A 15,489-nucleotide genomic window follows, 5' to 3' on the forward strand; every position below is an offset into this window, starting at 1 on the left:
ATGCGCAAGATGTCGATGCCAGGCGTGCAAACTCCTGAGTTCGAGCCGATGGCGGGCCGTGTGCGGGAATTGCACGTACTTGGCCTCCACCCAGTCGATCGCTCGGAGTTGCCCGCGCATCAGCCGCCGGACAGACTAAAAGTGTCAGCGCGAAACAGCCGGCCAGCCGCGAGGGCTTGGTCATCGCTACTTCTCAATCATCGGGTTTAGCCGCATGGAGGCGATGAAAGACAGCATGTTGGTGAGCATGATATCGAGGGCAATCGTTCTCCCCATTGATTGCTTGAGGTTCGTGGACCCGGCAAACACAGATGCCAGATCCCGCATGGCAGAGCCCCAGCCGACTACCCACTTCTCGGCCTCCGGGTCCATTAGGAGAACCCTGCCGACGCCGCGGTTCATTACGGAGACAACCCTCTTCGGTAGGCTTTCAAACATTGCGGCGGCACTGCAATTGGCTGGCCAGGAGCTGTGCATGATGTAGGTCGAGTCCTCCCTGCCATCCTTGCTCTCGCCACCGATGATGACCAGCAAATCGGACTCGATCTCGTTCAGCAGCGCGAAGACCGGCCGAGCTCGATCTTTCGACCACTGCGAGACGGCTTCTACGATTTCCGCAATGTAGTTGAGGCGCGATTGAAGGGTCTCAAGACCGTCCAGGCGGTTGTGGATGGTCAGTTTGGCCGCCGAGCGGCTGGAGAGTATCGATTGGCAATTTCGGTGGCTGCCAGAACGGTAAGGGCAGGACGGCCCGCAGGGACTGATATCCCGCCGCTGGGCCAGCCTGGCCACAACCAACTCCCGCCAGGCGTGGAGGCGCGGGCACGCGGCCTGATCCGCGACAGCTACGCCAACGCTGGCCGCCGAGACGCTGCGCGAGCGGAACGGGATCGATTTGCGGGACCACGCGCGCCAGGGCTTTGAGGTTCAGCGCGCTTGCCGCGGGTCAGGCCGCTTTCCGTCCGAGGACTGCGAACGTGAGCTTGGCCTTGTTCTGGTCAAAGACGTAGATGGCGCCAAGAGGGACCGCGGTAACAACGACGCCGCTGAGCACCGAGGTTACCTGACCATTGAACAGGTTCAGCATCGGCACCGGCGCGATAGCCTTGGAAATGACGTTTCCAACGTAGGCACCGAGAACCGCCGACGCCGTCCCAAGCATCACGACCTTGATGCTTTCGAACTTGTTCTCATCGTCGCTCAGGAGCACCCGTACGGACCTGACGACCGAGAGCGTGCATTCGCGGATGATTGTGAGCACGAACGCCGGCATCTTGATGATTAGCGAGATGAGAATCTGAGGAATCGCGCTTAGTGCACCTGCGACGCCACCCTCAATTCCTGCAGCTTTCGCTCGCGCCCAGATCTGTCGCTCCTCGAACCGCTGGGTGAGCTTCTCAGAGATGTTCTGTTTGCGCTGCTGGATATTGGCGAGCAGGCCGTTCTCGTCTACGAACTTACCGTTCTTAACAATGTCCTTGATTTCGTCCACGAAGATATCAATTGTCTCCATAACGATCAATCCAACAACCTGCTGGGCGGCCATTCTTGCGCCGGCACTGGCGACCGTCATGCCAATCTCCTTTGCGGCGGCAAACCGCATCTCATCGAGCTTCTTGTGGGCCTTCTCGTACTTCTCAAGGGCCTCGGCCTCGTTGACAACAAGATCTTTCCCGTTAACGTCGATATGGATGAGATTCGGGTCGTCGGCATCACGGATGCCGTTGGTTTCGAGGTAGACCTTCAGGTCTTGTGCTCCCTTTGACTGGTTCAGTGGGCGGCTCGCAAAGATAAGGTTGTCATCAAAGTTGATAGCATCAACGATCTCATCGTTGCTGGTTCCCAGTCGCAGCAGCCAGTCGTTGTAGATCTCTTTGGCCGAGATGACATGCTCGATGTCGTACATGCCGACGCTGTCACCACCGCTGCTGTGTGGGGTGAATGACGCCTCGCCCTTGTTTCGAGGGTCGAACCACTCGTCGCCGTTGTACCCATTCTGCAGGAGAATGAAGTGGTCCTTCGCAAATTTGATCTCATCCTTCTTTTCCGCGAAGCCCTGCGCGTCACGAACGTTGATTCCGCCGTTCTCCTTGTCAGAGAAGCTTCGGTAGTCGACCGACAGGTTTGCGTAGCGGTCTTCTAATTTCTTGTCGAGGCCCGACATGATCGGCGCCAAGCAAAACGCCGAAATTGCGCGCTGAAAGGCCTCACGCCTGCACTGTTCAAAGATGTCGTCGATGTCCTTCGGCCTGGATGGAAGGCGCCCGCGAATGCCGTCGATCATCTCTGAGGTCGTCTTGTCGACTTCGAAAGTCGATCGATAGAAGCCTGAGATCTTCTCGGCGCTGAGCTCGCGGTACTCGGTGAATTTGTTGGTGTAAGTCTCGCGGCGCTTCAATGTCTCGAAATCGACGTCTTCCAGCTTGTCCTTGGCTGTCTCGACCAGTTTTCCGGCTCGCTCCATACCCGCGTCGACCAGCCTCCCAGCGTGCTCCTTACCAGCGGAAAGGCAGTCTGCGGCCTTGTCGGCCGCCTTCCCCTTAAGGCTTCCGATCTTTGTGCCGAGCTCGGCTTCCTCCGCTGCTGCAACTACCTTGTCCTTCAGTCCACTGCCAAAGGCGGTGACCTTGCCAAAGAGTCCCATTGATCATTTTCCCGTAGTTTGACGCTCATTGGTTTACGGCGCCGTTCTGGCCTTCTTTAGGCGAGATCGTCCCACATCGTATGTGGCGGCATTGGCCGCAGGCCGCCGATGGTCAGCTACGACGGCGCGTGCACGGTGCTAAATTGAAGTGGGCGCCTGAAAAGGCACCCGACGGTAGGGGTTGCGTGGGCGGCGTAGGTTTGGGGCACTCCGTTGTAATGCCTATGGGCGCGGCAGGGAAAAGACAGCCTTTGGCTTAGGAGAGGAGCAGATGCAATCTCGATGGAACAAAGCAAACACTATCCGACAGCAGCCCATGCGTCTCGGTGCAGCCCCCTAGCGAAGGAGGAATGAGAAAGACGTCCGCCCCATGCTCGCCAGGCTTGTCACAGCGATCAACCATGATCGCTGCAGCGCGGGAATGCCCGCCCCTATTCGCGAACGACGATCAGTTCCGTGCGGTAAATTGACCGCTTACAATGCGTTGGTATCAGAGGGACAAGAGGCGACGTTGAGCGCAGTCCGTGAGCGGATGGCCACCGGCAGCATGAACAGTAGTGCCGTCGAGCGAAAAACAGAGTTTCAATACAGATGGATCTGAGAAGGCCGGCGCGTATTGAGCAGTTGGGCCTGGGCGCAATAGAAGTGCATATTTCGGGCGTGCCAATCAGCAGGTTCCAGGTTTCAGGTAGGTAACGAAAGGGAATGGTCGTGTCAAATCAGAAAACAATCAATCAACTCTTTGCCGGGAAGTTCTTCGAGATCCCGAAGTACCAGCGGAGCTACGCCTGGGAAAAGCAGAACGTCAGGGAACTGTTCGAGGACATCAAGGAAGCGCTCGAAACCAAGTCCAGCCACTATATCGGGACCGTGGTGCTCGCGAAGACGAATGAGCCGGATGTGTTCAACGTCGTCGACGGCCAGCAGCGACTCACCACCATCGTCATGTTCATCAGCGTGATTGCCGCGAAGCTAGCAGACGCTGATGATCGCGAGTTCACGCGCCGGTCCTATGTTAAGCAGAAAGACCGGCCCAAGTTGTCGCCGCTCGAGCGCGACCGGAAGTTCTACCTGCAGATCCTGAACGGCGATATAACCGCGGAGCCGCAAAGCAAGAGCCAGCGCTACATGATGGACGCGTACCATGAAATGGTGAGTATCGTGGACCATCATGTTCCCGATCCCGAGGACCTTCTGAGGGCTATCGAGACGCTGTCGGTCCTCGAATTCATCGAGGAGAGGGAATCTGACGCCATCCGGATCTTCCAGACCGTGAACGACCGCGGCAGAGACCTGTCGAGGATGGACAAGATGAAAAGCCTTTTATTTTACTTCTCGAACAAGTACCTGTCACAGAATTACGATGATGCCATCAACGACAAGTTCGGCGAGATCTTCGAGCTGTACGACGATATCAAGCTGATCGGCGAGGAGCAGAAGATCAACATCATCAGTTCGCGTCAATTCAGTGAAGATGATCTGCTCCGCCATCACCATATCTGTTTCTCAGACGAGAGTTATGACCCGACCGCGCAGCAGGTGCTAGACAACGTAAAGTCACAGCTGGCCGAGTACCGGAGGAACGGGGACTTTGAAGCGCTGGATGCCTATATCTCCGGTTACCTGGGCAGCTTGCTCGAGTATGTGCGCGCGTTCGCGGAAATCGTAGGTAAGACGCGGAGCGACGCGGACTACTACAAGCTGTTCTCTATCCTAGGGCTTTCCGCTGTGTATTACCCGGTGATTACCCAGTTGCAGAAGAATGCCTTCCTCGAGGAAGCGCTTCCGACCAAGAACATCAGTGTCCTAAGGATGGTCGAGATAATCGAAGTCAGGGTCCTCAAGATCCGCGAGTATGCCGGCAAGAAGCACATCGCCGAGTTTGCCTACAGCCTGAACCACGAAACTTTGTCATTGGTCGACGTTGAGAACCATCTGCAGTGGTTCAACGCGCACGAGATCAGCGACGAGCGGTTCAAGGACTACCTCGCGAACTACGACTACTACAAGCAGACAGGCCTACTCAGAACGCTCTTCATCGATTACTGCGAGAGACTGCGTGGGAAGACCTATCCTCTCTACGAGTTGAGGAGGATCATGGACGCCGACCCGACCATTGAGCATATCCTGTCGCAGACTCCGAAATTCAAGCCAAGGGCATTCGGATTCAAGGACGAAGAGGACTTCGAAGAGTACAAGAACCTGCTCGGCAACCTGACCTTGCTGGAGAAGCGCATCAACAGTGCTATCAAGAATGACGATCTGGTCGTCAAACGGGACGGCTACAGCTCGAGCAAATTCCGGATGACGGAGCATCTCGCCACCGCGTTGGTCACAAGGGGATCCTTCAAGAAAGCGGACCTGGTGGAGCGCGGGCAGGCGTTGGTTGAGGACTTTTCCCGCCGCTGGTGGGCATAGTCTGTTTTAGGCAGGTGTTGGAATGCGTGGTGCTGCGGCGCAGTCGTGGCGCCACCGATCCGGCAAGCAACCTATCCGCCTGTCCGAAATTAATTGACCGTCACACTACGCCTAGTGGGGATCATCGAATGGAAGGGACTTCCCCGTCCGGAGGCTGCGGCGGAAGCCGCAAGTCGGCATCGAGGTGCATGATGGCGTGTCGAAACGCAATCAAGACCACAGGAGGGGAAGTCCATGTCCATTGTTACCGTGGGGATCGATCTGGCCAAGACCGTGTTTTCCGTTCATGGGGGCGATGCGGTAGGCAAACCACTTCTCGCCAAGCCGAGGGTTGCCCGTGATCAGTTGGCCATACTCATTGCCGAGTTACCACCTTGCCTAATCGGCATGGAGGTTTGCTTGGGCGCGCATTCATTGGGCTCGGCTGTTTCGCGTGTACGGACATACCGTCAAGCCGATGGCGCCCAGAACGCCAAGCCCACCGCGACACCGTGCGCCGAGGTTCGACGATATTGGTTTCCACTGGTTGTCGATGAGCGCGTCGACTTCGATTCGCAGCGCGCCAGTGCGCTCGGCTTCCCTCGGAACGATGCGAAACTTGGTGTTCACCGGCACGTTCAATGCTGCATTCTCCTGATCGCGGCAGAGGCAGTGATAGTCTTTCGGGGGCAAGTTCACATTGACGCTGTTCGTCGCCCCGGCCCCGCTTCTCCTCTCAGATATGCGCTACCGGTTTTGCATTCGTCGCATAAGGACGGCAGTAGAAAGTTTCGCGGCTACTTTGCGCGTGTATATGCGCGAAGCGCGAGGTGGTATTGGTTGGTGGCTGGGCCGGACAGACTCGTCGCAGTTGGCTGCTCTGTAGAAAGTGATTAAAACAACTCATTGTTGGCGAGAAAGCGATTTTCGGTGCTCGCCACCTGAGCTTGCCGCGTGGAGAAACGTACGGCCATGGCCGCAACAAAGAACGATCTGTACCAAGCCTATCTCAAGCTGTTTGACATTCCGTTCAAGACGCACTTCAAGCGGCGCGCGCTGGAAGAGTTGGCGCTCGAGATCAAACAGTGGCACGTGTCCGAGATCTCCTTGGAGGCGGTGAGGCACATGCGTCGGACGGGGAGTGCGCAGGGCCTTCGACGTGGTCACGTGGTACCTCGGATCGAACGAGGGAAAAGGCTGTTCGAGCGGGAAACACCGTATTCGATCGGGACGTTTCTCAAGGTCTTTTTCGACAATGACCGCGTGACCCTGGTTGCGGCAGCCGAGAACAATCGGGAAGGCGTTGACCACTGGTCGCCGTGTTTCCCAGTCCCGAAAGGACGTTTTGTTCAGAATGGCAGCTATCGGGTGACCGCCAACGCCGGAGACGTAGAATGGGCGACCAAGGAGTTGGATACGTCAGCGCACGAATAGTCTGCCTTGCACGCAGGGATAGAACCCAGATGAGAAGCAGCAGGGAATTGGCTCGGGATGCAACGAATCCCGAGACTGGCTTCAGGAAGGCCGTCGCACCAATACTGGTTGACCAGGGATGAGAGACCGACAAGATCTGTGCCTTCGTCTGCCCGGATCAGTACGTTGGTCAGGTGACCGACAGCGGGAGCAGTTTCCACTATGCCGTGTTGCAGGACATGCCCTACACCGTGGCGTCCGCTGAAGTCGTCATCAGTGGTGCACTGACGGCCAGCGCACTCGGACTGGAGGCGTTCTTCCGGGAGAAGAGCAGTGCGTAGTTCGCTCGCTGGCTGATGCGCGCGTATGTGCTGACGTGACATGCCGAGACCACACCGCGCGTGCATGAGCGCCTGTTCTGGGAGGACCTGAAGGAAATCCTGCCGTACGAGGGGGTCGCGGATCTGCCGGCGCGGGATTGACCACCGGCAGCCTCTGAAATCTCCGGCGTTACGGGACGGTCAGCTTGACAATGTGCTGCTCTGCTATTGCAGGGGCTCCGGTACGGAGAGCGTGCCAAAGCGGGCGCGAACTCCCTGGCTCCCGTCGTGGGACCAATGAGTATGAAACCCGCGCGCGCTACCCGAGCCACGGATCGCCAGCCGCAATTCCTCTTACCGTAGCGCTCCTGCACATACACGCTCAGCATGCTTTGGTCACTGCGCTCGCCGCGGTACTGCCCACCTGCGTTCTGGGCGACCCGATGCAGGCCATCTTTGGCTTCCGCGGCAACCAACTGGTGGACCGGGATGCGCACGTGCTACAGCAGTTCCCACCTATAGGCGAGCTCGACCAGCCATGGCGCTGGATCAACGCCGGCACACTCGGGCTTGGCCAGTGGCTTTTGGATTGCCGGCGAGTGCTGTGTGCCGGAGGCAATATCGACCTGAGGCAGCGGCCCGCTAGGTCACCTGGGCTCAGTTGCAGCCCGGCAGGGCCGACCAGCAGCGGCCGGATGCCGCGAGGACAGCGGCTGTGACCCCTGTGGGACGGGACAGGTGCTGGTGATTGGCGACAGCCGCAACCCCCGGGGGCGCCGACAGATGGCGAGCCAAACGCCCGGCGCCACCGCCGTTGAACCCGTGGACCTGGCCGATCTCACCAACTTCGGCCAGCAATTTGATCTGCAGGCGGTGGATGCATTGACGCGATTGGTGAATTTTGCCGGAGAGGTCATGACGCAGGTCGGCGTCGCTGCCTTGTTGCCGCGGGTGGACAGCCTCCGGCGTGGTACCGCGCGCACCTCGCCTACGTCTGCGGAGGCCGCGCTGGTGGCATTCGCAGCCGCGCCGACTTTGCCCCTGGCTGCGGAGGCGCTGCGCGCCTTGTCGCGCCAGCATAACGCAAGCGTGTATCGGCCAGAGGTGTTGTATGGCTGCCTAAGCGCCGTGCAGATTGCGGCCGGCGGCAGTTGCACCTACGCAGAGGCGACCATCCGAAAACGGCGCGGAATCGGCATGGGAGCCGGCCGCTGGCGCGTCGTGCTATCGGCAGCATCTTGCTGTTGAAGGGCTTGGAAGCGGAGGTGGCGGTCATTCCGGCTCCGGAGACCATGGATGCCCGGCACCTGTACGTGGCCATGACGCGTGGCTCGGCGCGGCTGGTCGTGTGCTCGGCGACTCATGAGCTCCTCCCTCAATCGCCCGGGCGGTAGTTCAGCGGAGATGTCGGAACGTCGGGGCGCACGTCCTCGCCTGGTCGAAGTTCTGGAGCTGGGGCCGGCGAGATGCTGGACTGGCTTCGGCAGGCGGTCAATACGTGGCAAAGCGGGGAATTTTTCGGGTGCGGGGCCGTACTCCTTGTGATAGCGGATTCCCCTTATCTTGGCGTGTCCCTTTCCCGAGGATCGCGGGCGATTTTTATCCACTTATTGCGCACATATGCTTTATGAGACACTTGTAACGGTGGGCAACGGTAAGTCAAGATTGGCCGCTATTCGCAAATATGTGAAGCTTCGCATACTTGCGAATCCCGGCGGACCCTCAAAATATTGGCGGTCGATGGAAGAGCGTGAGGCCGCGGGATGCTCTGCTCGGCCTCGTTACCACCGCCCGAGGAAGACAAACTGGGACGGACCGGCCCCCTCCTAGCTCCCAAACCGCTTGCTGGAGCCCCTCTACCAAGATTGCTTCTTTTGACGCGTTTGGTGGTCGGAGGGGGGTATCGTCGTTAGGCCGTGAATGTCAAGGAGACAAGCGGTCTAGCGGTGCAGATTCCGGCAGCTTAGAATGCGCCTGAACCATTAACGAGGGATCACATGGAAGCTGATCGTCTATCCCTGCTGCGAGGAAGGCTGCTGTCGATGCTGACGTTGCAAGACGGTATGAACCGCAAGATAAATCCCGCCTGGAGGGCCGCAGCGAACCCGTGGTATCGAGCGATCTGGACCGAGTGCGCCGAATTGCTCGACCACGTGGGATGGAAATGGTGGAAGAAGCAGCACCTGGACATGCCGCAAATCCATTTGGAACTTGTAGACATTTTTCATTTCGGATTGAGCGAACTTTTGCAGGCTCACGGAGATGCGAACGCAGCGGTGTCGCAAGCGCTCGAAGCGTATGTGGGGTTTGCCAACGCGAGCCCGGTTAATCCAGGTTGCATTTCCAGGCAATCCATGATTGAGGGGTTTGCGCTCAAGGTGCTCGAGAGCAAGCAGTTCGACCTGGAGACGTTCTTCCGTCTGGCGGATTCCTGCGGCCTGGATGAAATCACCCTGTACGAGTTGTACGTAGGGAAAAACGTGTTGAACACTTTCAGGCAAGAGCACGGTTACAAAAGCGGCGAATATCAGAAAATTTGGGACGGTCGCGAAGATAATGAATGGTTAGTCGAGATCTCCGCCTCAATCGAAAAGGATCCAGCTTCGTTTTCTCGTGAGCTATATGCGAGTCTCGCCAAGAAATATTCGGAGGTGTCCATTGTCAGATGAGGTCTTGCCTCGCAGTCTTATTGAAAATTGGAAATTTTTCGTCAACACTCAGCTATGGCCGCGCAGCACACGGTTCGATCCCCGTGGCTGGTTGGAAAATTTCGCTCTGGAAGACAAGCCGTTTGCCATTCGATTGTTGGAGGGTTTTACCTTTTTCTCCTCGGATATTGTGGAGGCAATGTTCCGGGGAGCTTTCCAAAATCTTTCGCAGATTGTCGTTGAAAACAAAGGAAACTATTTTTCTGCCAGTGCCCAATGGGGGCAATTCATTGATTCTCTGATTATTGTTCGAGTTGAGGGTCATCGAAGTAGTGATGCGGATAGTGGATACATCTTTACGCGTCACGCCCGCGACGTCCTAGGTATTGACGAATCCCAGATACTTTCCCCACCCCAGGCATTGGAAAGGCTAAAAAAGGCGCCGAGGGGAAATGTCGTCTTCGTGGATGACTTTGTCGGGTCCGGGGAGCAGTTTGAGCATACGTGGGAGAAGGTTCACCGGCTCTCGGGGTACGCCTATGCTTCCTTCAAGTCTACCGTGAACGTTATCGGCGCTAATTCCGTCGGCTTCTATTATTGCCCACTGGTGGCTACGGAACTCGGTCGTGACCATGTCGCACGCAATTGTCCGCTGGTAAAGATGGTTCCGGCACATGTGCTGCCAGAAAGCTATAGTGCATTGTCAAACAATTCAGTGATTTGGCGTGAGGATATGCGGCAGGCTGGTCCAGAGTTTATCCAACGCGTCAGCAGCCAAGCCGGCATCCCGGACAGGGATGGACAGGAGGGCTGTTGGCGAGGGTACCGGAAACTCGGGCTGGCGCTTGCGTTTTCGCACGGGTGGCCTGATGCGATCCTCCCCATTTTCACTCTCGATAACGGGAGATGGAAGCCACTATTAAAGGCGGCGGCATGATGAGTAATGACGATCAAGAGCGAATTAACAAGCTGAGCGGTATCCTTGGCCTCTACAAGGCCGAATGGCTGAGCGGGAAGCTTTTCGAGTTGTTCACCGAGCCCGGGTATTTTTCAGAGCTACAGACTTCACGCCCCTGCGTCCTGATCGGAGGTCGAGGCACTGGCAAAACCACCGTTCTGCAAGGATTGTCCTACCAAGGGCAATTCGCTTTTGCCAATAACAATAAGGACGTCATCGACGACTGGAAGTTTTTTGGCTTGTATCACAGGGTAAATACCAACAGAGTAACGGCATTCCGGGGTCCCGAGATCAGCGAGGACCGTTGGCGGGCGTACTTCGCCCATTATTTGAATCTGCTCTTCTGCAGCCAGTTGATGGAGTTTGCCAGCTGGTATGAACTTCAGACGGGGAGATTGTTGACCCTCTCTGCGAACGACCTATCGGCATTCAGGGCGACACTCGGTTTGAAGTCAGAAGGGAGTCTGGCTGATCTCGCCCACGAGCTCCGATTGCAAGTGCTTCAATTTGAAGCCTCGATCAACAGTATTGTCGACGCCCCGGCGCAGCGCCTGTCAATGCAGGGCGCACCGGTTGATGCGCTCGCTCAGGCCCTGTTGTCGAGCCCTGAGCTGAAGGGCAGGCAGTTCTTCTTCCTCATTGATGAATTCGAGAACCTTGAGGACTACCAGCAGCGGGTACTAAATACCATCATCAAACATTCTCCCGCCGACTATACCTTCAAGATCGGCGTGAGGGAGTTGGGTTGGCGTGAGCGCGCCACACTCAACGCCAATGAGCAGCTCACCTCGCCAGCGGATTACGCGCGAATATCGATTTCCGAGCGGTTGGATAACGCCAGATTCAAGTCCTTCGCCGAGAGCGTGCTGGCTGCGCGCTTTGCCGAAGCGAGTGATGCACATGCCATCGATTTTTCGATCAATGAACTCCTGCCCAGGCTAAGCGAAGTCGAAGAAGCCGAGCGACTGCTTGATAAGGGCGAGGCACAAAGGATCCGTACCCGGTTCGAACAAGCAGCACCGGAAAGTCTGCGAAAAGAGGCAAGCAGCCTGCCATTGGCGGTGCAATATTTCTTGGATTATTGGGTGCAGTCTCATCCTGACGGGAAGTTGGAGGATGAGATTCGATCCTGGCTCGCAGGCGAGACGTCAGTCCGGGCCAGGTTCGATAATCATTTTTACGCGTCACTGTTCGCAATACGACGTGGGAAACGGGGGATACGAAAGTATTATTGCGGCTGGGAAGTCTTTCTCTCGTTGTGTGAGGGAAATATCCGGTATTTGCTCGAACTGGTCCACTCCGCCTTTCGCATGCATATCGAAGCAGGGGAGAGTCCCTTCGCACCGATTGACCCAGCAACGCAAACGCTCGCGGCACAGGCAGTCGGACGCAAGAATCTGTCCGAACTGGAAGGGCTCAGCGTTGACGGTGCGCGGCTGACCAAGCTGTTGCTGAGCTTGGGACGAGTGTTTGGGGTGCTTGCGGAATCTCCAGGGGGCCATACTCCCGAAGCAAACCAGTTCCACCTTCGCGAGGATATCGCGCCCGACAATGCCGATGACAAGGCTATAGCGCTGCTGAAGCACGCGGTTATGCACTTGGCCTTAGTGCGGTACGCAGGCAGCAAGCTGCTGGACGAGCGCGACACGAGGGCTTACGACTATATGATTCACCCGATTTTTGCGCCGTTCTTTGTCTTCAGCCATCGAAAGAAGCGAAAAATCCTTCTGTCGAGTGCACAGTTGTTGAATCTGGTTGAGCGTCCCCGCGAAGGTATCGAGGCGGCGCTCAAGGGCAATAACCGCGGCGGGCAGGAGTCGCTCCCCGATCAACTTGAGCTCTTTGGCGAATACTATGCGTGATGTGAGACGCGAGCCGATCCTGACGGACACGTTCGAGACGGTCGGGCAATTTCGTCCTGCCAGCGGTAGCGCGTACATTTATCGAGTTAGTAGTGAGGACCGTAGCAGTCACACCAATCAGTGGCGAACTGCGTGCGCGGACGTCGAATTCATTGAGATTGAGTCCGAATCCGACGCAGGATTTCAAATTGTTGGGAACGCTGCGACATACTTCCTGCGAGGTAGTACTTCGCTGGCCTCGCTGATGCGACCATTCGGCGCGGGCAGAGTCGTCTATATCGACATTACTGGTCTGAGCCACCCGACGTGGGCGGCCCTCATTCGGAGTGCGATTGCGTCACGGCTGGAGGTTCGGGTCGTCTATGTGGAGCCGAATCGCTACAAGCGGAGCAGTGCACCGCTGGAAGGCCAAATTTATGATCTGAGTTCGCGAATCGCCGGCATCGCGCCGATGCCCGGATTCGCGACCATTGCGCATTCCGACGAGTCCTTGTTCGTTCCCTTGTTAGGATTCGAAGGCGCCCGATTCCGGCACGCTATAGAGCACGTGCAGCCAAGCCAAGGTAAGGTCGTACCCATCATCGGTCTGCCGGGGTTCAAGCCTTGGTACGTTTTTGAAACCTATAGTGGTAACCGGGCCGCTTTGGAGGAGACCGACGCATGGCAGCATGTACAGTATGCGCCCGCAAACTGTCCGTTTAGCTGCTTTTATCTGCTGCAACAATTAGCCCAAAAGAATCCGTTGACGTTACTGAAGGTCGCGATGATTGGCACCAAGCCCCATGCACTTGGTGCCGTCATGTTTGCGCTGACATCATCCAATCGCATTGAGTTGATCTACGATAATCCGATTCGCAAGCCTGGAAGATCCGATGGATCGGATCGCCTGTTGGTTTATCATGTCGGGGCTATTACCGCCGGCTCTGGGGCGGTGATTTCGATTCCGACGAAATGATAAGAGACAGCTTCTATACCTCACCCGACCTCGCGGATACGTTGCTATCATTCGCGCCCTTTCGTCGACGCCCCGGCTTGATCGCGGATTTTGCCTGCGGGGAGGGTAGTCTTCTGTTTGCTGCTGAGAGGCGCTGGCCCGGTGCCACGATGCTGGCCAATGATATCTCCCGGCATGAGATATCGACGCTGCGCAAGGATCGCCCCAATTGGCGATATGCGTGCGCCGATTTTCTGAACGCAAATTCAGTCCGTTCGTCGTCCTTAAGGCATCATTTTGGCGAGGTCGACCTCATTGTCATTAATCCGCCGTTTTCGCGCCGGGATAAGAAGGTCTATTCCGTTCGCCTTTTTGAAAAAGATTTTTACGCAAGCATTGCCACGGCGTTTGTCGCAAGGAGTGTGCCTTATCTGAGCCCTGGTGGTGTGCTGCTTGCCGTGTTGCCAGATGGCTCTCTGGTCAGTACGCAGGATCGCGAAATCTGGGCGGAAATGCGGCGTGCCTTCAAGCTGGAAATTATCCGGGATAATTCGCACTTTGCATTTACCGGTGTGCGCGCTCGAACCTGCCTGGTGAGAATGACAAGGACTGCAAGCGTCGCGCCGGAAGGGATCCCGGAAAGCGGCGAGGAAGGCGAGCTCCCGGTCATCAGAGGCTCTTGTCAAATGCACTCGCGAAGGAGATCGAGAGCCTCTGCGGCAGCACCGATCGTGCATACGACGCATTTGAAGGCCGGCGCGGTGCTGGAGTCTCGTGAGACAGTCGATGGGAAGGTGTTAGAAGGGCCGGCGTTGCTCTTCCCGCGCGTCGGCCTGGTGACGCCCGAGAAGTTGTGTATTCTCGCCGATGAACGCAGGGTTGTCCTTTCGGACTGCGTCCTTGCCGTCCAGTGTCCCAGCACATCTGCGGCCGATACGTTAAGGCGGAAAATTATCGAGGCGTGGCCAACGTTCGCAGCCGGGTTCAGGGGAACCGGGGCGCCGTATATTACCGTCGAGCGAGCTTCAAAAATTCTCGCGTCAGTGTTGAGAAGTGCTGCCCCTCAGGTTGATCCCGATCGCCGTACTTGCCCTGATCTGGTGCCGGCATGAAAGCTCTGTTTCCCGGACTCGGATAAGGGAACCAGAAGTCCGCATTGTGTGCGCATGCTCCCTTGAGCCGGCTGGCATGTCAGCATGATCGAGGGAGAACTGTTCGGCAGGCATTCCGCTGAGCCTCTCGCTCATGCTTGCGCGCGTGGGAAGAGCACTACGCAATGTGTCTCTGTCTGGTGACGCCGGCCTAGACTAGGAACGCATCGCACGCCAGAAGAGCGAAAAGCAAACAGGCGGCACGATCATTAGGTTGTGCAGTCATTTGACATAACGCCCGGTCTGCGAAAAATGGATGTCTAGGCTGTTGGGAAGGGGCGAAACGTACTCCACGGCCTGGGGAACGGTCCGACCCTCAGTTGTCCGCCGGCGAGCGGTTGGTGGGAACCGGTGCAAAGTCGAAATGGGCGGCAGCATACACGGCATTGCACGCCCATACTTCTACCCCGTCCTTATAGAACATGGCCCATTTGCCGTCGCTGATGCATTGGGCGCCGGGAAAAACCTCCTCATGGCCGTTTGGGCCGTCCAGCGGGAAGGGCGCGTGGGGCGTGGCCCAGTAGCGGCCGTTCGGTAAGGCCGTGATCGATTTTCGGGACATTATCTTCAGCACCCGCCATGGGTTGTCACGCAACGGCGCAATCCGACCCGCCGCGGCGAACCGGATTGTGTCAATCCCGCAACGGCGTGGCACCGTCCTGAGACATCCTCGTGTAGTCTCACTGCCAATCACCTCCTGCTATACGGTCCAATTTAGTCATGGGGCAATACCTCCAAATTGCAGTCCGAGCCGTCGGCGTCGGCGCCATCCTTGTGATCGTCGCCGTTGCCTCCCGGCAAGTATATCTGCGGGTCGCTGCCGAGGCTGGCATTGCCGGCGGTGAAGAGGATCCCGCGGCAACGATGTTGATCCGATGCGAGGCCATGCACAAACGCCTGCAGAATCGACCTGTTTCCGAAGCCGCTGCGGATTCTGACGAGGCGACGCGCGCCCGGCGGTGTATGGAGTCCTGATCTCGCAGCAAACCTAAGCAGTCTGCAGTTCACGCTCCGTGTGTGACGCTAACGGTCCATCCCGCGCGCCAGCCCTGGTTCCATTTAACTCCGGAATCACGGTCGGCACGTATGTGGCCGGTTACGTCCAGCGGATAGTGCAGGCGCTTGAGCACCTTCGCTACGCCAGCGGGCAGCGCATTTTTCG

General features: G+C 57.3%; 12 protein-coding genes and 1 pseudogene. 10 read left to right on the forward strand and 3 right to left on the reverse strand.

Annotated elements, in window-relative coordinates; translation table 11 throughout:
• Positions 1-186: 186 nt before the first annotated feature.
• Positions 187-792 carry a hypothetical protein gene (locus AC07XB_RS29210; RefSeq protein ID WP_492832072.1) on the reverse strand — a complete coding sequence of 202 codons (606 nt, stop codon included), beginning with the start codon at positions 790-792 and terminating at the stop codon, positions 187-189.
• A gap of 154 nt (positions 793-946) precedes the next feature.
• Positions 947-2,644 carry a hypothetical protein gene (locus tag AC07XB_RS29215; protein WP_492832070.1) on the reverse strand — a complete coding sequence of 566 codons (1,698 nt, stop codon included), beginning with the start codon at positions 2,642-2,644 and terminating at the stop codon, positions 947-949.
• Positions 2,645-3,355: 711 nt separating this feature from the next.
• Here AC07XB_RS29215 and AC07XB_RS29220 point away from each other — a divergent pair.
• From AC07XB_RS29220 to AC07XB_RS29265, 10 genes and pseudogenes are all read left to right on the forward strand, one after another.
• Positions 3,356-5,062 carry a DUF262 domain-containing protein gene (locus AC07XB_RS29220; protein WP_492832068.1) on the forward strand — a complete coding sequence of 569 codons (1,707 nt, stop codon included), beginning with the start codon at positions 3,356-3,358 and terminating at the stop codon, positions 5,060-5,062.
• A 234-nt stretch (positions 5,063-5,296) separates the two neighbouring features.
• Positions 5,297-5,564: pseudogene (locus AC07XB_RS29225) on the forward strand (IS110 family transposase); the annotation flags it as partial.
• A gap of 449 nt (positions 5,565-6,013) precedes the next feature.
• Complete coding sequence (locus tag AC07XB_RS29230) at positions 6,014-6,475, forward strand: hypothetical protein (protein WP_492832066.1); 462 nt, start codon at positions 6,014-6,016, stop codon at positions 6,473-6,475.
• A gap of 173 nt (positions 6,476-6,648) precedes the next feature.
• Positions 6,649-6,795, forward strand: a complete 147-nt coding sequence (locus tag AC07XB_RS29235) for a hypothetical protein (protein ID WP_492832064.1) — start codon at positions 6,649-6,651, stop codon at positions 6,793-6,795.
• Positions 6,796-7,557: 762 nt separating this feature from the next.
• Positions 7,558-8,022 (forward strand): hypothetical protein, encoded by a 465-nt coding sequence (locus tag AC07XB_RS29240; RefSeq protein ID WP_493688127.1) that lies wholly within the window; start codon positions 7,558-7,560, stop codon positions 8,020-8,022.
• A 749-nt stretch (positions 8,023-8,771) separates the two neighbouring features.
• A complete protein-coding gene (locus AC07XB_RS29245) occupies positions 8,772-9,443 on the forward strand; it encodes a dUTP diphosphatase (RefSeq protein ID WP_492832060.1) in 672 nt (223 codons plus the stop codon).
• Positions 9,433-10,359, forward strand: a complete 927-nt coding sequence (locus AC07XB_RS29250; RefSeq protein ID WP_492832058.1) for a phosphoribosyltransferase-like protein — start codon at positions 9,433-9,435, stop codon at positions 10,357-10,359. Before AC07XB_RS29245 ends, AC07XB_RS29250 begins: the two co-directional genes overlap by 11 nt.
• Complete coding sequence (locus AC07XB_RS29255; protein WP_492832056.1) at positions 10,329-12,242, forward strand: ORC-CDC6 family AAA ATPase; 1,914 nt, start codon at positions 10,329-10,331, stop codon at positions 12,240-12,242. The genes AC07XB_RS29250 and AC07XB_RS29255 overlap by 31 nt, the downstream gene beginning before the upstream one ends.
• Complete coding sequence (locus AC07XB_RS29260) at positions 12,235-13,197, forward strand: hypothetical protein (protein WP_492832054.1); 963 nt, start codon at positions 12,235-12,237, stop codon at positions 13,195-13,197. The genes AC07XB_RS29255 and AC07XB_RS29260 overlap by 8 nt, the downstream gene beginning before the upstream one ends.
• Positions 13,194-14,288 carry a methyltransferase gene (locus AC07XB_RS29265; protein WP_492832052.1) on the forward strand — a complete coding sequence of 365 codons (1,095 nt, stop codon included), beginning with the start codon at positions 13,194-13,196 and terminating at the stop codon, positions 14,286-14,288. Before AC07XB_RS29260 ends, AC07XB_RS29265 begins: the two co-directional genes overlap by 4 nt.
• Before the next feature lie 355 nt (positions 14,289-14,643).
• On the opposite strand, the gene AC07XB_RS29270 is transcribed toward AC07XB_RS29265, so the two are convergent.
• Positions 14,644-14,922, reverse strand: coding sequence for a hypothetical protein (locus AC07XB_RS29270; protein ID WP_492832050.1), 279 nt, complete (start codon positions 14,920-14,922; stop codon positions 14,644-14,646).
• Positions 14,923-15,489: the final 567 nt, after the last annotated feature.

The organism is Cupriavidus sp. GW821-FHT02F09 (assembly GCF_059421605.1).